Source organism: Phreatobacter stygius (assembly GCF_005144885.1).
Classification (GTDB): domain Bacteria; phylum Pseudomonadota; class Alphaproteobacteria; order Rhizobiales; family Phreatobacteraceae; genus Phreatobacter; species Phreatobacter stygius.
On sequence record NZ_CP039690.1, the window covers coordinates 1,689,340 to 1,708,437 of the forward strand.

Genomic DNA, 19,098 nt, shown 5'->3' on the forward strand with positions numbered 1-19,098 from the left:
GGCGCCGCTGATCTCGTCACTGCGGCTGCTGCTGCGGTTGAGGCTGCTGCGGCTGCTGTGATTGTTGCTGCAGCTGCTGTTGTTGCTGCGCCAGGAGGTCGGTGATCCGGCGCACGGTGACCCGCCGGTTCTCGCGTGACGCCTCCTGGGTCTGCACCTTCAGATATTGCTCGCCATAACCCTGGGAGGTCAGGTTTTCCGGCGGCACATTGAAGCTGCTGGTCAGGATCGTCGCCACCGCCTGCGCGCGGTTGTCGGACAGCGACAGATTGTCGACATCCGAACCGACCGCATCGGTATGGCCCTCGATCAGGAACACCTCGTTCGCATTGCGCTGCACCGCCTGGTTGATCGCCCGGGCCAGGGCGGCCAGGCGCTGCACCTGATCCGGCGTCACCGTCCACGATCCCGTCGCGAAATTGATCGTGTTGATGTCGACGCTGCGCGTATAGGCCCGCACCGCCGGGCTGTTGCGCACCTCGTCGAGCGTATAGCGCCGCGGCAGCCGCGCGACCGGCGGGGCTGCCAGGGTTTCGTAGATCTGCCCTTCGTCGGCCTCGTCGGCATCCAGGATGTAGCGATCCGGCGGGATGTCCATCTGCGGCGGCGGCAGCACCACGATCTGATCCTCGAAGGCCCGCTGCTGGCCGCGGCCATAGCTGTTCTCGATCAGCACGACCTCGCGTCCATCGGGATAGCGGCGGATACGACGCGTCAGCTGGCCATATTCGTCGGTGACGGTGATGACCTGGACGCCACCCGGACGATCATAGACCGAGTAGATCTCGCCATTGCGGCGTTCGCTGCGGATCTCGCCGCCGAGATCGCGGAAGCGGGAGGTCTCGTCGTGGCGCATGAAGTAACCGTCGCCGTCACGCACGATGGTGCGCCCCGGTTCCTGGATCACCATCACGCCGTCGCGGCTATGCTCCTGGCGTTGCTGGCGGACCTCGTCGATGCCACCACCGCCGCGCATGGCGCGCCCGGCAATGAACCCGCCGACAAGACCGGCCGCGCCGCCAATGGCCAAGGCGCCGGCCGGCCCGATGCGTGAGCCGGTGGTGCGTGGCGGCGGCGGCGGAGCGCCGGGAAACGATCCCTGACCACCGGGCGGCTGGCCGGCAAAGGGCGGCTGGCCCTGCGGGAACTGTCCCTGTCCACCCGGCTGTCCGGTGAATGGCGGTTGGCCCGGACCGCCAGGGCGCTGGCCGGTGAAACCGCCGGGCGGCGGCAGGCCGGGCGCCGGCGGCTGGCCCGGAATGGGCTGCTGGCCGGTCACCGGCGGCTGGCCCGGAACACCCGGACGCAGGCCGATCGGCGGTTGACCCGGAACCTGCGGCGGACCGCCGACCGACGGCACCGACGGCTGGCCCGGAACCCCCGGACGCACGCCGACCGGCGGCTGGCCGGGAATAGGCGGCTGGCCGGCAGCCGGCGGAATCGGTGGCTGGCCGGGGACGCCCGGACGCGCGCCGACCGGCGGTTGGCCGGGAACAGGTGGCTGGCCGGCGGCCGGCGGAATCGGCGGCTGGCCGGGGACGCCCGGACGCACGCCGACCGGCGGTTGGCCGGGAACAGGTGGCTGGCCGGCAGCCGGCGGAATCGGCGGCTGGCCCGGAACCCCCGGACGCACGCCGACCGGCGGTTGGCCGGGAACAGGTGGCTGGCCGGCGGCTGGCGGAATCGGCGGCTGGCCAGGACGCTGGCCAATGGGCGGCTGGCCGGGGATCGGTGGCTGGCCGGCGGCCGGCGGAATCGGCGGCTGGCCAGGACGCTGGCCAATGGGCGGCTGGCCGGGGATCGGCGGCTGACCGGCGGCCGGCGGGATCGGCGGCTGGCCCGGACGCTGGCCGATGGGCGGCTGGCCGGGAATAGGCGGCTGACCGGCGGCCGGCGGGATCGGCGGCTGGCCTGGGCGCTGGCCGACCGGCGGCTGGCCGGGAATAGGCGGTTGACCGGCGGCCGGCGGGATCGGCGGCTGGCCTGGGCGCTGGCCGACCGGCGGCTGGCCGGGAATAGGCGGTTGACCGGCGGCCGGCGGGATCGGCGGCTGGCCCGGTCGCTGGCCAATGGGCGGCTGGCCCACCGGCGGTTGGGCAATCGGCGGACGCGGCTCGCGTGGCTGGGCGGCCGGCGGCACCGGGCGTGGCGCCATGGCAGGCGGGGCAACCGGCGGACGCGGCTCGCGCGGCTGGGCGGCCGGCGGCACCGGGCGCGGCTGTTGCGGCTGCGCGGCGGGCGGCATCGGCCGGGGCTGCTGCACGGCCGGCGGCGTGGGACGCGGCGCCATGGCGGGCGGGGCCGGACGGGGTTGTTGCGGCTGGGCGGCCGGCGGCATCGGCCGCGGCGCCATGGCCGGCGGGGCCTGACGCTGCGGCTGCGGCTGGGCCGCCGGCGGCATCGGCCGCGGCGCCATGGCCGGCGGGGCTTGACGCTGCGGCTGCGGCTGGGCGGCGGGCGGCATCGGCCGCGGCGCCTGGGCCGGCGGCGCCTGCGGCCGCTGCTGCTGTGGTGCCTGTCCCGGCGGGCGCGGGCGGCGCGGATCAGGCTCGTTCTGTCCCTGCGCCAAGATCAGATATCCGGGAACCGCTTGCGCGACCGCCAGGCCTGGCTGGGTGAGCATGAGGGCAGGCACCATCGTGCCGGCCAGCAGCAGTTCTCTCGTCTTGGACATGTTTCCCCTTCTCGCGGCGACCGGTCGCCGGATCACTCGAGAATTACCCCACCATGACATCGCATAGTGCAAAGGCGGCGTCATCAGGGTCAGATCGCGATCAGGTTGTGGCAGAACCCTGGCGCCTCGAAACACGAAATTCCGCGCCTGGCGGCCAGAGACCGCCGGCAGCCGACCGTCTCGCGGGTCCGGTTCGGCAACAGCCAAGGCAAACAGAAGCCTTGATTTGCCAAAGACCACGCGACCGATAGAACGCCCGGCCGGCCGCAGGGTTCCGGCGCTTCGCGGATTTTAGCGCCAGGCCGAACTCTGGCGCTGCGCGTTGCCGGTCAGGGTTTCTCCGTGGCGAGATCGGGTGCCGGCGCGGCTCTCCGGCGCGCAAATTTCAGTCGCCAGTTCTCCAGCACCAGATAGAGCGCCGGCGTGGTGTAGAGCGTCAGCACCTGCGACACGACGAGGCCGCCGATGATGGTGACGCCGAGCGGCTGGCGCAGCGCCGACCCCGGTCCGTGGCCGAGCGCCAGCGGCAAGGCGCCGAGCATGGCGGCGAGCGTCGTCATCAGGATCGGCCGGAACCGCTCGCTGCAGGCCTCCAGCATGGCCTCGCGCGGCGCCAGGCCACGGTCGCGCGTCGCCTCGATGGCGAAGTCGACCATCATGATGCCGTTCTTCTTGACGATGCCGATCAACAGGATGATGCCGATCATGGCGATCACCGACAGGTCCATGCCGGCGCCCCACAGTGCCAGCAGCGCGCCGAGGCCGGCCGACGGCAAGGTCGACAGGATGGTCAAGGGGTGGATCAGGCTCTCGTAGAGCACACCCAGCACGATATAGATGACCAGCAGCGCGGTGATGATCAGCATCGCCTGGCCGCTCGCGTTCTGCGCGAAATCCTTGGCGTCGCCGGCGAACTCGGTGCGCAGGCCCTGCGGCGGGTGCAGGTCGTCGACCGCCCGCCGGAGCAGGACCATGGTCTCGTCCAGGCTCGCGCCCTCGGCCAGGTTGTAGGTGATGGTCACCGAGGGAAACGGGCCCTGGTGATTGACCACCAGCGGCGCGGTGGTCGTGTCCACGGTGACCAGCGTCGACAGCGGCACCTGCACGCCGCCGGTGCCGGGCACATAAAGCCTGGAAATGTCGCTCGGCGAACGAGCAAAGCGCGGCTCGACCTCGAGGATCACCTTGTACTGGTTGCGCGGCCCGTAAATGGTCGCGATCTGACGCTGCGAGAAGGCGCTGGACAGCGCCGCGTCGATGCTGCTGACCTCGACGCCGAGGCGTTGTGCGGTCATCCGGTCGATGCTCAGCTTGGTCTGCAATCCGCCGCGCTCCTGGTCGGTCGACACGTCGACCAGCCCCGGAATCTTGCGCACCGCCTCGACGATGCGCGGCACCCAGGCCTGCAGCTCGTCGTAATCGGCGTCCCACAGGGTGAACTGATATTGCGACTTGCCGGCGCGCGCGCCGACCCTCAGGTCCTGGGCCTGGACGATGAACACCCGCATGCCCGGGATGTTCGACAGGGCCCGGCGCAGCCGCGTGATCACCGCCTGCGTCTCCACCTTGCGCTCGTCCAGCGGCTTCAGCGAAATGAACAGGCGCCCGTTATTGACCGAGCCGCCACTGCTGCCGCCGACCGAGGACGCAGCGCCCGCGATCGCCGGATCATTGGCGATGATGGCGTTCACCCGGGTCTGCAGCTCGCGCATCGCCGGGAAGGAGATCTCGGGCGAGGCCTCGGTCCAGGCGATCAAGAGGCCGGTGTCGTCCTGCGGGAAATAGCCCTTGGGCAGCCGCTGGAACAGCACCACCGTGCAGACGATGGTCAGGACCAGCACCAGGGATACCAGGCCCGGACGCGCCAGGACGGGTTTCAGCGTGGCCATATAGGCGCGCGTCATGGCGCCGAGCCCGGCATCGATGACACGGCCGATGAGCCAGGGCCTGGCATCGCCGGCCGGCTTCATGCGGGCGATGATCATCGGCGTCACCGTCAGCGACACCACCGCCGACACGGCGATGGCAAACACCATGGTCCAGGCGAATTCGCTGAACAGCCGGCCGATCACCCCTTGCATGAACAGGAGCGGGATGAAGGCGGCGATCAGCGAGATGCTGATCGACACGACGGTGAAGCCGATCTGCCTCGCCCCGTCGATCGCCGCCTGCATGGGATTGAGCCCCATCGCGGCATGCCGGTCGGCGTTTTCGATCATCACGATGGCATCGTCGATGACGAAGCCGACCGCCACGATGATCGCCATCAGCGACAGGATGTCGATCGAGAACCCGGCGAACCACATGCAGGCGAAGGCGCCGGCGAGCGACAGCGGCACGGTGATGCCGGCGGCGATCGTCGCGCGCGCCCGGCGCAGGAACACCAACACCACGGCCATGACCAGCACCACCGAGATGGCCAGCGTCCGGTAGAGTTCGGCGACGCTGGCGCGGATCGTCGTGGTGCGGTCGTTCATGATCGAGATGTCGATGCCGGCGGGGATCCAGCGATGCAGCTCGGGCAAGAGCTCGCGCACCCGGTCGGCGGTCTCGATGACATTGGCGCCGGCCTGTTTGGTGATGATCAGCACCACCGAGGGCTTGCCGTTGTACCAGCCGGCGGCGCGCGAATTGCGCGTCGCATTGCGCACGTCGGCGATCGCGCCGAGCCGGATGATGTCGCCGGTGGCGGTGCGCAGGATCAGCGCCTTGTAGTCGTCGACCTTGGTGATCTGGTCGTTCGCGCCAAGGCTGAAGCTCGTCCGCTCGCCTTCGATGCTGCCGACCGGCGACAAGGTATTGGCGCTGACGATGGCGGTGCGGACCGCGTCGATGCCGAGCCCGAGGGAGGCCAGCTGGCCCGGGTCGACGCGCACCCGGATCGCCGGCTGTTCGGCACCGGTCACCGTCACATCGGCAACGCCAGGCAATTGCGAGATGCGCTGCGCCAGCACGCTGTCGGCGACGTCATAGAGCGCGCTGGTCTGCAGCGTGTCCGAGGTCAGCGCCAGGATCAGGATCGGCGCTGCGGCCGGATTGGCCTTTCGAAACGTCGGCAGCGACGGCAGGTTGGGCGGGAGGTCGGTGGCGGCCGCGTTCAAGGCCGCCTGGACGTCACGCGCGGCGCTGTCGATGTTGCGGCCGAGTTCGAACTGCACGGCGATCGAGGTCGCGCCGAGCGAGCTGGTCGAGGTGATCTCGGTCACCCCGGAGATTTCGCCGAGGCGCCGTTCCAGCGGCGCGGCAACCGTTGCGGCCATGATCGCCGGATCGGCTCCCGGTTGCGACGCCTGCACCCGAATGGTCGGCAGGTCGATGCTCGGCAGGCTCGCCACCGGCAGGAAGACATAGGCCACCATGCCGGCCATCAGCAGCCCGAGGGCCAGCAGGCTGGTGGCGACCGGCCTCAGGATGAACGGCGTGGAGAAACCCATCGCTCACTCTCCAGGCTTGATCTGGGGCTGCTGGCCAGGCACGTGGACCGTTCCGCCCAGCGCCAGCCTGAGCCGTTCCAGCTCGAGATAGATCACCGGCGTCGTATAGAGCGTCAGAAGCTGGCTGAGCAGCAGCCCGCCAATGATGGTGATGCCGAGCGGAATGCGCAATTCCGACCCGGTGCCCTGCTGCAGCGCCAGCGGCAGCGCGCCGAACAGGGCGGCCAGCGTCGTCATCATGATCGGCCGAAATCGCAGCCGGCAAGCCTCGATGATCGCCGAGCGCGGGTCCATGCCGCGCTCCCGTTCCGCGTCGAGCGCGAAATCGATCATCATGATGGCGTTCTTCTTCACGATGCCCATCAGCAGCACGATGCCGATCAGGGCAACCAGCGACAGGTCGTTGCCGGTCAGCCAGAGCGCCAGCAGCGCGCCGATGCCGGCCGAGGGCAAGGTGGAGAGAATGGTGATCGGATGGATATAGCTCTCATAGAGCACGCCGAGCACGATATAGATGACCACCACCGCGGCGAGGATCAGCCAGGGCTGGCCGGCGAGCGAACGGGCGAATTCCGCCGCCTCGCCGGTGAAATCGCCGGACACCGAGTCGGGTACGCCGAGCTCGGTGCGGGCCGCGGTAATCGCCGTCACCGCATCGCTCAGGGCCGCCCCGGCGGACAGATCGAAACTGACGGTGGCGGAGGGAAACTGCTCCTGGTTCGTCAGCATCAGCGGCGCCGTGCCGCGCTCGATCCGGGCCACCGCCATGAGCGGCACGGGCACGGTGACGCCGGTCGTCTGGTTGACCGCCGGGACATAGAGGCGGGCGATCGCGGCGGGATCGCTGGCCTGCCGGGGGTCGGCCTCCAGGATCACCCGATACTGGTTGGTCTGGGCATAGATCGTGCTGATCTGGCGCTGGCCATAGGCATCGTAAAGCGTATCGTCGATGCCCTGGATGGAAACGCCAAGCCGGGACGCCGCGTCGCGGTCGATGACAATGGTGATCCGGCCGCCGCCCTCCTGGATCTCCAGCGAGACGTTGCGGAAATGCGGCTCGGTTTCGATCCGCTCGGCCAGCCGCCGGGCCCAGCTGACCACTTCCGGGCGTGATGCCCCGACCAGCGTATATTGATAGGCCGCGCGGCTCTCGGTCGAGCCGATCTGGATATCCGAGACCGGCCTGACGGTGACGACCGATCCGGTCAGGCTCTGCAACGCCGCCCGCTGCAGCCTGATGGCGATCTCGCTCGCGGTGTCCGCGCGGTCGTCGCGCGGTTTCAGGAAGATCTGCATCCGCACCATGTTGGTGGTCGGGTTGGAGGCGGCGGCGCCGGCCACCGAGACCAGTCCGGACACATCAGGGTCGGCGCGGAACAGGGTGGTCGCTTCTTCCTGCAGGCGCTTCAGTTCGGGAAACGACGTCGTCGGGCCGGCCTGCAGGATGGCGGTGAGAGCCCCGGTATCCTGCGGCGGCAGGAAACCCTTGGGCATGACGATGTAGAACCAGACGGTGATCGCCAGCGTCAGCGCGGTCAACAGCAGCATGCCGGCCGGACGGTCGACCACCCAGGCAACGCTGCGGCCATAAGCGTCGACCAGCCGCGAGCTCCAGTTCGGCCGCGGCTCGCCCGCCTCTTCCGGCTTCTGCTTCAACAGCCGGCTGCACATCATCGGGCTGAGCGTCAGCGACACCACCGCCGAGACCACCACGGCGATCGTCAGGGTCAGCGCGAACTCGCGGAACATGCGCCCGACCAGCCCGCTCATGAACAGGAGCGGGATGAACACGGCGACCAGCGAGACCGTCAGCGAGACGATGGTGAAGCCGATTTCCTTGGAGCCCTTGAGCGCCGCCTCGAACGGCGCCTCGCCTTTTTCCATGCGCCGGACGATGTTTTCGATGATGACGATGGCGTCGTCGACGACGAAACCGGTGCCGATGGTGAGCGCCATCAGCGACAGGTTGTCGAGCGAGAAGCCGATCAGCGACATGACGGCGAAAGTGGTGACCAGCGACAGCGGCAGGGCGACCCCCGCGACCACGGTGGCGCGCCACGAGCGCAGGAAGATCAGCACCACCATGACCACCAGCGCGACGCTGATCGCCAGCGTCAGCTGGACGTCGTGGATCGAGGCCTTGATCGTGCCGGTCCGGTCATTGACCACGGTCAGCCGGGCGCCGCTCGGCAGCGCGCGCTCCAGGCGCGGCAGTTCGGCCAGGACCCGTTCCACCGTCCTGACCACATTGGCGCCGGGCTGGCGCTGGATATCGATGACGATCGCCGGCTTGCCCTGATACCAGGCGCCGACCCGGGCGTTCTCCAGCCCTTCGCTCACCTGCGCCAGGTCGGACAGCAGCACCGGCGCGCCGTTGCGATAGGCGATGATGACGGCCTTGTAGGCCGAAACCGCGGTCACCTGGTCGTTGGCGGCGATGGTGAAGGACTGGCGCGGACCGTCGAGCGAGCCCTTCGGGCCGGCGACATTGGCATTGGCGATGGCCGTACGGACATCCTCAAGGCTGATCTGATAGGCGGCGAGCCGGCTGATATCGGCCTGGATGCGCACGGCGGGCTTCAGGTTGCCGGCAACCGACACCCGGCCGACGCCGGATATTTCGCTCAGGCGCTGGGCCAGCAGCGTGTCGGCAATGTCGGCGAGGCGTTCGAGCGGTGCGGTCTCCGAGGTGATCGCCAGCGTCACGATCGGCGCATCGGCCGGGTTCACCTTCGAATAGGTCGGCGGATAAGGCAGGGTCCGCGGCAGCACCGAGCCGGCCGCGTTGATCGCCGACTGGACATCCTGCGAGGCCGCGTCGATGTCGCGGTCGAGATCGAACTGCAGCGTCACCTGCGACAGTCCGAACGAGCTCGCCGAGGTCATGGTGGCCAGCGACGGGATCCGGCCGAGCTGGCGCTCGAGCGGCGCGGTGATCAGGGCCGCGACCGTGTCCGGATTGGCGCCGGGCAGCAGGGTGGTCACCTGGATGGTCGGAAACTCGACCTGCGGCAGCGACGAGACCGGCAGCCTGAGATAGCCCAGCACACCGGCCAGCACGAGCGCGAAGGCCAGGAGCGAGGTGGCGATCGGCCGGTGGATGAAGGGCGCGGAGACGTTCATGGGGTTGCCGGCCTTCCGCCGGGCTGCCCGCCGTTTTCGGCCCTGCGGCCACGCCGCCCCTGTTCGGGCTGCGGACCGGCCGGCGCCGGCGTGTCCTGGGCGGTCGGGTTGCCCGTCGCCGGCGCGCTCTGTGATGTCGGTGCGCCCGGTGATGCAGGCGAAGCCGGAGGCGTCACCTGGTCCGGCGTGCTGCCGGGGGCGCCCGCCGGCGCGCCGCCGGGAGCACGGCCACCTTGGCCTTGCGCCACGCGCACCGCCGCGCCGTCGGCGAGCCGGGCGAAACCGATGGTCACCACGCGGTCCTGCGGCGTCACGCCGGTCAGCACCGCCAGGCCGTCGGCCTCGCGCGCCACCTGCACCGGCCGGACGCCGACGCTCGCCTCGTCCTTCATGACATAGACGAAAGTGCCGCTCGGGCCGCGCTGCACCGCTTCGCCCGGCACCACCGTCACGCCCTTGAGAATGTCGACCTCCAGCCGGACGGAGACATATTGGCCGGGCCACAGATGCGCCGCGTCATTGCCGAAGATCGCCTTCAGCTTGACCGTGCCGGTGGTCTGGTCGATCTGGTTGTCGACCACCTCCAGCGTGCCGGTCTCCTGCACCCGTCCGCCTTCGGCGCCGACGATCTCGGTCTTCGGCCGGCCGCGTGCCAGCGCCGCGACCACCGTGCGCAACTGCTGCTGCGGCACGCTGAAGGTCACCGCGATCGGATTGACCTGAGCCACCACGACAAGCCCGGTGGTGGCACTTGCCTGGACAAAATTGCCCTCGTCGATCATGCGGATGCCGGTCCGCCCGTCGATCGGCGAAACGATCGTCGTGTAGGACAGCACCGCGCGGGCATTGTCGATCGCCGCCTGGTCGAGCCTGACCTGCGCCTCGTATTGGGCGACCAGCGCGCGCTGGGTATCGGCCTGCTGGCGCGAGCCGGAATTGTCGGTGGCGAGCCGGGTGTAGCGCGCGAGATCGAGCCGCGCATTGGCCAGGATCGCCTCGTCCTGCGCCTTTTTGGCGACCACCTGGTCATATTGCGCCTGGTAGACGGTCGGATCGATCCGCGCCAGCACATCGCCGGCCTTGACCGTCTGGCCTTCGCGGAAGGTGACCTCGATCAGCCGGCCGTCGACCTGCGGCCGGACCGTCACATTGCGCAGCGGCAGCACCGTGCCGACCGCGTCGATATGAACCGGCACGTCGGCGACGCGCGGCGCGACCACCACGACGGAGGGCGGCGGATCGCCGGCAAAGCCGCCGCGCCGGCCGCCACCGCGGCCGCCGCCGCCACCCCGGGGCGCGGATGCGCCCGGCGTCGCGTCGGGTGACTGGGCCAATTGCGCCGGCCGGTAGATCTCCCACCAATAATAGCCGGCGCCGGCCGCGGCGGCGGCGAGAACCAGCAGAACAAGGCGCGACCGCGTCATGGCGTGCGCCTCCATTCAGCGTCCGCATTCGGCACGATGACCGTATGTGATGTTTCCGGCGTCCATCCGCCACCCAGCGCCTGGAACAGCAGGACCGAGGCCTGGGCCCGGCCGAGCCGGGCCTGGGCCAGCGCATCCTCCGACGAGAACAGCGTCTGCTGGGTGTTCAACAGGGTCACGATGTCGATGACGCCGGCAGTGATGCGGTCGTCGGTGATGCGGAAGGCCCGCCTCGCCGCCGCCACCGCCTGGGTCTGGTAGCGCACCTGTTCGGCGGTCTGCCTGGAGCCTTCGAGCCCGTTGCTGACATCGGACAGCGCGGTCAGCACGGTCTTTCGATAGGTCTGCAGCGTCTCGTCGTGGAGCCCGCGTTGCAGCTCGAGATTGCCGCGCAACGTGCCGGTGTCGAAAATCGTCTGGGTGGCGCTCGCCGCGACCGAATAGATCGCCGAATGCGGCTGCAGCAGGAGCCCGAGCGCGGCGCTCTGGAAACCGCCCTGGCCGGTCAGGCTGATGGTCGGGAAATAGGCGAGCCTGGCAGCCCGGATATTGGCATCGAGGGAGGCGAGCCTGATCTCGGCTTCCTTCACGTCCGGCCGGCGCTGCAGCAGGTCGGAGGGCAGGCCCGGCCTGACCGACGGGATCGACAGGCTGGCGAGCGACCCGCCGCGCGGGCTGAATTGCTGCGGCACGCTGCCGACCAGGATGGCCAGCGCATTGCGGGTCACGCCGACCTGCTGGCGCAGGCCGGGCACCGCCGCGCGCACGCTCGCCGCCAGCGCTTCCTGTTGCGAAATCTCGAAATCGGACACCGTGCCGGCGGTCGCCCGCGCCCTGATGGCGGCGAGGATGCGCGCCGCCGAGGCGGCATTGCGCTCGGCGATGGCGACCCGGTCCTGCAGCGCCAGCAACTGGAAATAGGTCGAGGTCACCGTCGCGGCGGTGACCAGGGCGACATGATCCTTGTCGACGCGGCTGGCTTCCGCCGTCGCCTGCGCCGCCTCCAAGAGCGTGCGGTTGCGGCCGAAGACATCCAGGATATAGGTCGTGCTGAGCGCGGTGGAGAACGAACTCGCCTCGAAACCGCCCCCCGACGAGCGCGCCCGGCTGCCGCTGGCGGTGCCGCCGAGCGTCGGCAGGAGCGGCGCCCGCGCGGTCATGATCTGCGCTTCGGCCTGGCGGATGCGGGCGATCGCCGCGCGGATGTCGAGGTTCTTGTCGAGCGCGGTCTCGACCAGCACGGTCAGCGCCGGCAACCGATAGGCGCGCCACCAGTTCGGGCTGATATTGCCGGCCTGAGGTAAGGCTTCGGTATAACGGACCGGCATCTGGAAGCCGAGCTCACGGGTCGGTGTATCGGTCGAGCAACCGCTGACGAGCAGACCGGCAAGCGTCATCATCAGCGCGCGAAAGACACGCGATTCTCTTTTCGAAGATCGTTCGATGCGTTCAACAATCGGCGACATGATGCAGTTCTGTTGCAATCAAAACCGGCCGATCCGAGGACGGCCGGTCAAAAGTCAAGTCATCGGCGGCCGGTTCGGACAGGCGATGCATTCTCGCGAGAGTGCACTGATCTCATCTGTTTGTGTCATTACAATTTGTCCATCGTCTATCGTGTATCATTACGTTTCCCCTTGTCATGTCGACGCGCGGCGCCGGGCCGGGTTTCCTGGCACCCGCCACCTTTCGTCCACAGCTTTGCGGGAGCATTACGCGAACAGTGAGGCCGGGCCGGGTCTCAGCCTCAAGGCCTGACGGCGGGGGTCTCGACCGGCATGCCGCGCGCCCGGGTCGCGAGATAGAGCTCGAGTTCGATCGCCTCGGCCGACCCCGCCGCGACCGGTTCGGCCCGGATGCCGACCATGCAATTGCGCAGCCGGCGCGCCAGCGAACCGACCGACTGCCATTCCAGCCGGTAGATCGGATAGCCGGTCGGATGCGCCTGCGGGATCAGGCTGCTGCCGAGCCGGCGGCCCCAATTGTCGTCGTGGCACTGGCTGCAGGACAGGTTGAGCTGGCCCATCCGCCGGCGAAACAGGCTCTCGCCATTGGCGCGCGCGCCGTCGAGCCGGGCATCGTCGGGCGGCGCGATCGGCAAGCCGCGCGATTGCAGGCCGATGAAGGCGGTCAGGGCCAGCATGTCCTGGGATTCGGCCGGCAGCGGTACCGCGGCCTGACGCTCGCTGCGGCACTGATTGACCTGGCCGGTGAGATCGATCGGCCGGCCGCTGGCGGCATCGTAAGCCGGATAACGGGCCGCAACGCCGCGCATCGACGTCGCCGCGTCGCCATGGCAGTCGACGCAGGCAGCCCCTCTCGATCCGGTCCTGGCGGTCCACAAGGCTTCGCCCGAGCGGGCCGCCAGCATGCCCGGATTGGACGTGTCCTCGCGCTGCATGGCCTGGGTTTCCGCCTGCATCTGGTCGAAACCCGAGAGCCGCTCGGCCGGCGCGATGTCGCGCGCCGCCCCTGGCACGACCAATGCCCGCGAAACCAGGCCGAGCGCGACCAGTACCGAGGTCAACAGCACCAGGACCGGCGCCCGCATGCTCAAGCCACCGTGATGGTGGCGGTCTCGCGCCAGACCTGGCCCTTGTCGTCGGTCCATTCGAAAAGGAACGGGCCGCTGGCCGTCGCGATGGTCGAGAACACGATGAACGGATTGGAGGCGATCGCCTGGGTCAGCTCCATGCGGAACACTTCCGCGCCGTCATAACGGCAGGTGAACAGCCGGATGATGTCGCGCGGCACCGGCTGGCCGTTGTCGTCCCTGTTGTAGCCGGTATGCATGGGGTGCGAGATCAGCGTCTTGATCTCGATGATCTCGCCGGCCTTGGCGCTCGTCGGCACGTTCAGGAGGGCAGCCATGGTCACCCCTCCAGGCAGGCGGCCAGCGTCACGATGACGTCGGCGGTCGAGGACCAGAACGTGCCGTCGCTCATCCGGGCGACGGCCGTGACCTGCTGGGTATCGGCCAGCCGGATGCGGGTGGCAAAGCCGGCCCGGCCCGAGCGCGGCCCGAAATAGCCGGTGGCGACATTCGGCTGCGGGTTCTTCTCGTTGAACACGGCGATGGCGGTGACGTGATCGGCCGCCGTCATCGGGCTTTCGACACTGACCGCCAGCGGCACGGTATTGCCATTTTCGACCAGCGGCGGAATGTCGAGCGTGACCCGGCCAACCGTCACCCGGTCGCCGCCGGTGAAGGCCCGGATCGCCTCGGCCATGGCGTCGGGCGTGGCGCGTGCCGGCCGCACCATGGCGAGCGACAGGAGGCCTGCGCCGGCCGCGAGGCAGGTCCGGCGCGACGGCAGGACGGCGATCGTCTCCGGCATCGGCTCACTCCCTGAGGCTAACGAGATAGGCAACGACATCCTCGATCTCCTGGGCGGTCAGGATGGTCCGGCCGCGCAAGGCCGGCGCCATCCGCTCGAACCCCTCGGTGCGAAAATAGGGCGGCATGATCGTGTCGGGGTTGAGACGCGATGCATCGATCAGCCGGAGCCTGAGCGCGGCGGCGCTCCAGCGGGCCCCCGCGCCGTCGAGCGGCGGTGCCAGATTGCCCATGAAACGCTCCTCCGGGATCGGTCCTGAATGGCACAACAGGCAGAAACTCTTGCGCCGGTCGGCGACGATGGCGCGGCCGCGCGCCGCGTCGCCCGGCGCGTCGGTCAACGGCACGGCACCAGGATCCAGCGCGCCGGGGGCTTGCGGCCTGTCCTCGGCCACCGCCGCGGCAAGGCTCGCCAACAGGAAACCGAGCACCAGCATGGACCTAGCCATAGACGTCGCTGGTGATGGTCTGGAACCAGGCTTCGCCATAATGCGCCTCGGCCAGCCGCTGGTCGCGCGGCGCGTCCAGCGGGCTGGTGCCGCCGGCGCCCTCGATATCGGCGAGCAGGCCGTTGGCCGGCCGATAAACGCCGGCGACCGAGATGCCGTAATCCGGCGCGACCAGACTGTAGCAGGTGTTGATCAGCCGGACCGGCGGCGGCTCGGCGCCCTTGAGCAGGGCCGCAATCGCGAGCGCGCAGGCCTTGGCCTGGGCATTGGCCGAGAAAGCCGATTTCGGCATGGCGCCCATGATGCCGGCATCGCCGACGATATGAATGCCCGGCTGGCGGCGCGATTCGAACGACACCGGGTCGACCGGGCACCAGCCGCTGCGGTCGGCGACGCCGGCGAGCTCGGCGATGCGGCCGGCGCGCTGCGGCGGGATGACATTGGCGACATCGGCCTTGTGCCGGCCGAAATCGGTGCTCAGGGTCCTGGTCTCGGCATCGACCGCGGTCACCGTGCCGCCGGCCGACTGGCCAACCCATTCGATCAGCCCGGGATAGAGCTCGTTCCAGGCACGCTGGAACAGCCGCTGCTTGGAGAACGTATCCTTGGCGTCGAGCACGATCAGCTTGGACCGCGGTTTCCGCGCCTTCAGATACCAGGCGATCAGGCTGGCGCGTTCATAAGGCCCGGGCGGGCAACGATAGGGATTGGCCGGCACCGACATGACCACCGTGCCGCCATCGGCCATGGCGTCCAGCTGGCGCGCCAGCAGCGTGGTCTGCGCGCCCGCCCGCCAGGCATGCGGCATGACCTCGGCGGCCGCCTCGCCGTAACCCTGGATGCCGCCGTGGTTCAGGTCGATGCCGGGAGCCAGGATCAGCCGGTCGAACCCAAGCGTCGCACCGGCCGCGAGCGTGACCTGCCGCGCCGCCGCATCGACGCCGGTGGCGGTGTCGATGACAACCTTCACCCCGGCGGCGGTCAGCCCGTCATAACCGAAGCGCTGCTGGTCGAGGCGGCGCAGGCCGACCAGCACCGCATTGCTGAACGGACAGGCGAGAAACGCCGCGTCGCGCTCGACCAGTGTCACGGCATGGCCGCTGCGGGCGAGCGCACGCGCGGCGGTGGCGCCGCCGAAACCGCCGCCGACCACCACCACCTGGGCCCGGCCCTGCGCGCGCGCCAGCCGCGGCGTGGCCAAGTCCACGACCGAACTCGCGACCGAACTCGCCACGGCGCCCAGCAGGATCCGGCGGTTGAGGCTCTGATCCCTCACGGCGGCTTCTCCCGGGCGAACCAGGCGGCGAGCGCCCTGATCTCGTCTTCCGAAAATCCCTTGGCGATACGGTCCATGACGGTGGCCGGCCGGGCGCCGGAGCGGAACGCCAGCATGGCCTCGGTCACCCCGTCGGCCGGCATGCCGGCGAGCGGCGGCACCAGGCCGCCCGATACCGCCGGATGGCAGCCGCCGCAGGCGAGCGCCCCAACGGGCATGGACTGCGGCACGGACTGCGCCCGGGCTGGCGTCCAGGCCAAGGCGAGGCCCGCCGCGACGCATGCCGTCGCGGCGACCCTGAGCGCGCCCATCGCTGGCCGCGGTCGCGCCATGTCAGGCCAGTTGCTGGTTCTTCAGCGGGATCGAACGGATGCGTTTGCCGGTCGCCGCGAAGATGGCGTTCAGCACCGCCGGCGCCGCCACCGCGATGGTCGGTTCGCCGACCCCGCCCCAGAACCCGCCCGATGGCATCAGCACGAACTCGACCTTGGGCATCTCGTCCATGCGCACGACATTGTAGGTGTCGAAATTCTCCTGTTCCATCCGGCCGCCCTTGACCGTGCATTCGCCGTAAAGAAGCGCCGACAGGCCATAGGCGAAGGAGCCTTCGATCTGCGCCTCCACCTGCTGCGGGTTGACCACATAGCCGGGGTCGGTGCTCGCCACGATGCGGTGGATCTTCAGCCGTCCCTGGGTGACCGAAACCTCGGCGCAGGCCGCGATATAGCTGCCGAAGGCCATCAGATGAGCCAGCCCGCGGAACACCCCGGCCGGCGCCGGCGTGCCCCAGCCGGCCTTTTCGGCCACCGCGTTGAGCACCGCCAGATTCCGAGGGTTGTTGGTCATGATCTCGCGCCGGAACGCCAGCGGATCCTTGCCGGCCTCCTTCGCGAGCTCGTCCATGAAGCACTCGACATAGATGGCGTTCTGGTTGGCATTGACGCCGCGCCAGAAACCCGGCGGCACATGCGGATTGCGCATGGCGTGGTCGACCAGCAGGTTCGGAATGGTGTAACCGAAGGCCGCCTCGCCGCTCGGCGCGACACCCTGGAACACCACGCGGTCGACGCCGTTCTGCATGTTCTGTGGCGCCAGCCCGGCCAGGATCGACTGGCCGGAAATGCGCATGTGCAGGCCGACGAGCTTGCCCGAGGCGTCGAGCCCGCCGACCATCTTGGCCTGGGTGATCGGGTGGTAGCGCCCGTGCAGCATGTCCTCTTCGCGCGACCACAGGAGCTTGACCGGAATGCCCGGCATCTGCTTGGCGATCAGCACCGCCTGGCGGACGAAATCATGGGTCGCGCCGCGCCGGCCGAAACCGCCGCCGAGATGCAGCTTGATGACGTCGCAGTTCTGCACCGGCAGTTCGGCCGCGGCGGCGGCTGCCGCCAGCGCCGCCTCGCCGTTCTGGGTCGGGCACCAGACCTCCAGCTTGCCTGGCGTGAACCTGGCGGTAGCGTTCATCGGCTCCATCGTGGCGTGGTTCTGGAACGGGTAGTTATAGGTCGCCTCGACGGTCTTGGCGGCGCGCGCGATGGCGCCCTTGGCATCGCCCGCCTCGTTGCCGACATGGGCCTGCGGCGCGGCGAGGCCCTCCTTCAGCATGGCGTCGATGGTGGCGCTGCTGACCTGGGCGTTCGGCCCCTCGTCCCAGACGATCGGCAGGGCATCGAGCGCGGTCTTGGCCCGCCACCAGGTGTCGGCGACCACCGCCACCGCGCTGTCGCCGACCGCAACCACCTGCTTGACCCCGGGGCGGGATGCGATCGCCGCGGCATCGAAGCTCTTCACCTTGCCGCCGAACACGGGGCAGTCCTTGATCGCCGCGTTCAGCATGCCCGGCAGAACCAGGTCGGCGCCATAGACCTGCCGGCCGTTCAGCTTGTCGGCGGTGTCGAGCCGCTTCACCGGTTGGCCGGCGATGCGCCAATCCTTGGGGTCCTTCAGCGGCACGTCCTTGGGCGGCTCGATCCGGGCCGCCGCCGCGGCCACCTGGCCATAGCTGACCGAGCGGCCCGAGGCCGCATGGGTGATCCGGCTGTTGGCGGCCCGGCATTCGGAGGCCGCCACGCCCCATTGCTGTGCCGCCGCCGCGACCAGCATGACGCGCGCCGCAGCCCCACCCTGGCGGACATAGTCCTGGCTCTCGCGGATGCCGCGGCTGCCGCCGGTCGAATAATTGCCCCAGATCCGGCTGCGCGCCAGGTTCTGACCCGGCGTCGGATATTCGGTCGTCACTTTCGACCAGTCGCATTCGAGCTCTTCGGCGACCAGCTGGGCAAGCCCGGTCAAGGTGCCCTGCCCCATTTCCGAGCGGGCGATGCGGATGACCACCGTGTCGTCGGGCCTGATGACGACCCAGGCATTGACCTCGGGCGGCAGGCCCTGGGCGAGCGCCTCGCCGTCGAAGGGCACGTGGAAACCGAGCGTGAAACCCGCGGCGGCCGAGCCGACCAGGAACGAGCGGCGTGAAACATCGAGCGTTGTCATGGCAATCCCCGTTTCAAACCGTCAGCCGCGACGCACGCCGCCATCGGCGGCGAGATGGATGGCCGCGCGCACCCGGTTATAGGTGCCGCAGCGGCAGATATTGGTCATTTCGGCGTCGATATCGGCATCCGTCGGTTTCGGCTTGGCCGCCAGCAAGGCCACCGCCGCCATGATCATGCCCGACTGGCAATAGCCGCATTGCGGCACGTCGAGCGCCGCCCAGGCCTTCTGCACCGGGTGCGAACTATCAGCCGACAGGCCCTCGATGGTGACGATCTGCTGCTCGGCGGTGATCGAGCCGACCGGCATCGCGCAGGAGCGCACCGGCTGGCCGTCGATGTGAACGGTGCAGGCGCCGCACTGGGCGATGCCGCAACCATATTTGGTGCCGGTCAGTCCGACCTGTTCGCGCAGCACCCAGAGCAGCGGCGTGTCGTCCTCGACCGTGACGTCGACGGCCTTCCCATTGATCATCAATCTCGGCATGACGCTTTCCCCTTCTCGGCAAGGCTCTGGGACGAAGGCTGGCTCTGGACGAAGGCTGGTGGGACCGGGGCTCTTCTCGGCTTGGGAGATCGGCGGCCGCGCCGCCCGCTCGCGGACGATCGCCGACCGAAATCCCCCGACAGCCCTGGCCCGTCAGAACAGAATATTTCCAAAGTGTGGGACGGGCGGCGGCCGAGCGTCAATCGGCAGCGGTCTCAATGAATTGTGATGACGTGGAATTGTGATGATGTGGCCGGTCGCGGCGCGCCGGCGGCCGCCGGTGCGGCGGTCCGGAGCCGGCAAAACCACAAGCGGAAGGCGCGACCTCGGCCGCCGCGCAAGACCTGGATGATGCCGGCGAAATCCCGGTCGGTGGCGAAGCCGCGATCGATCGCTACCGACGTG

At 69.4% G+C, this 19,098-nt stretch carries 13 protein-coding genes; all 13 read right to left on the reverse strand.

Going from position 1 to position 19,098, the window contains the following annotated elements:
* Positions 1–16: 16 nt before the first annotated feature.
* Entirely contained in the window at positions 17–2,674 is a 2,658-nt protein-coding gene (locus tag E8M01_RS35755) for an OmpA family protein (protein ID WP_281287840.1), read from the reverse strand.
* Between the two features lie 329 nt (positions 2,675–3,003).
* Positions 3,004–6,108: an efflux RND transporter permease subunit gene (locus tag E8M01_RS07720; RefSeq protein WP_136959597.1), complete on the reverse strand. Its 3,105-nt coding sequence runs from the start codon at positions 6,106–6,108 to the stop codon at positions 3,004–3,006.
* A gap of 3 nt (positions 6,109–6,111) precedes the next feature.
* Complete coding sequence (locus E8M01_RS07725; RefSeq protein WP_136959598.1) at positions 6,112–9,231, reverse strand: efflux RND transporter permease subunit; 3,120 nt, start codon at positions 9,229–9,231, stop codon at positions 6,112–6,114.
* Positions 9,228–10,655 (reverse strand): efflux RND transporter periplasmic adaptor subunit, encoded by a 1,428-nt coding sequence (locus E8M01_RS07730; RefSeq protein ID WP_136959599.1) that lies wholly within the window; start codon positions 10,653–10,655, stop codon positions 9,228–9,230. Before E8M01_RS07730 ends, E8M01_RS07725 begins: the two co-directional genes overlap by 4 nt.
* Positions 10,652–12,121 carry an efflux transporter outer membrane subunit gene (locus E8M01_RS07735; RefSeq protein WP_136959600.1) on the reverse strand — a complete coding sequence of 490 codons (1,470 nt, stop codon included), beginning with the start codon at positions 12,119–12,121 and terminating at the stop codon, positions 10,652–10,654. Before E8M01_RS07735 ends, E8M01_RS07730 begins: the two co-directional genes overlap by 4 nt.
* Positions 12,122–12,402: 281 nt before the next feature.
* A complete protein-coding gene (soxA, locus tag E8M01_RS07740) occupies positions 12,403–13,206 on the reverse strand; it encodes a sulfur oxidation c-type cytochrome SoxA (RefSeq protein ID WP_136959601.1) in 804 nt (267 codons plus the stop codon).
* Positions 13,207–13,208: 2 nt separating this feature from the next.
* The gene (gene soxZ / locus E8M01_RS07745) at positions 13,209–13,526 is read right to left on the reverse strand and encodes a thiosulfate oxidation carrier complex protein SoxZ (RefSeq protein ID WP_136959602.1); all 318 of its coding nucleotides are present in this window, start codon (positions 13,524–13,526) and stop codon (positions 13,209–13,211) included.
* A gap of 2 nt (positions 13,527–13,528) precedes the next feature.
* On the reverse strand, positions 13,529–13,993 hold the full coding sequence (locus E8M01_RS07750) for a SoxY-related AACIE arm protein (RefSeq protein WP_136959603.1): 465 nt from the start codon (positions 13,991–13,993) through the stop codon (positions 13,529–13,531).
* A gap of 4 nt (positions 13,994–13,997) precedes the next feature.
* Positions 13,998–14,441 (reverse strand): sulfur oxidation c-type cytochrome SoxX, encoded by a 444-nt coding sequence (soxX, locus tag E8M01_RS07755; RefSeq protein WP_136959604.1) that lies wholly within the window; start codon positions 14,439–14,441, stop codon positions 13,998–14,000.
* Positions 14,434–15,717 (reverse strand): NAD(P)/FAD-dependent oxidoreductase, encoded by a 1,284-nt coding sequence (locus E8M01_RS07760; protein WP_246088633.1) that lies wholly within the window; start codon positions 15,715–15,717, stop codon positions 14,434–14,436. Before E8M01_RS07760 ends, soxX begins: the two co-directional genes overlap by 8 nt.
* The gene (locus E8M01_RS07765) at positions 15,714–15,947 is read right to left on the reverse strand and encodes a c-type cytochrome (RefSeq protein ID WP_246088634.1); all 234 of its coding nucleotides are present in this window, start codon (positions 15,945–15,947) and stop codon (positions 15,714–15,716) included. The genes E8M01_RS07760 and E8M01_RS07765 overlap by 4 nt, the downstream gene beginning before the upstream one ends.
* Positions 15,948–16,050: 103 nt before the next feature.
* Positions 16,051–18,207 carry a xanthine dehydrogenase family protein molybdopterin-binding subunit gene (locus tag E8M01_RS07770; protein WP_136959606.1) on the reverse strand — a complete coding sequence of 719 codons (2,157 nt, stop codon included), beginning with the start codon at positions 18,205–18,207 and terminating at the stop codon, positions 16,051–16,053.
* A 21-nt stretch (positions 18,208–18,228) separates the two neighbouring features.
* Entirely contained in the window at positions 18,229–18,693 is a 465-nt protein-coding gene (locus E8M01_RS07775) for a (2Fe-2S)-binding protein (protein WP_136959607.1), read from the reverse strand.
* Positions 18,694–19,098 lie beyond the last annotated feature (405 nt).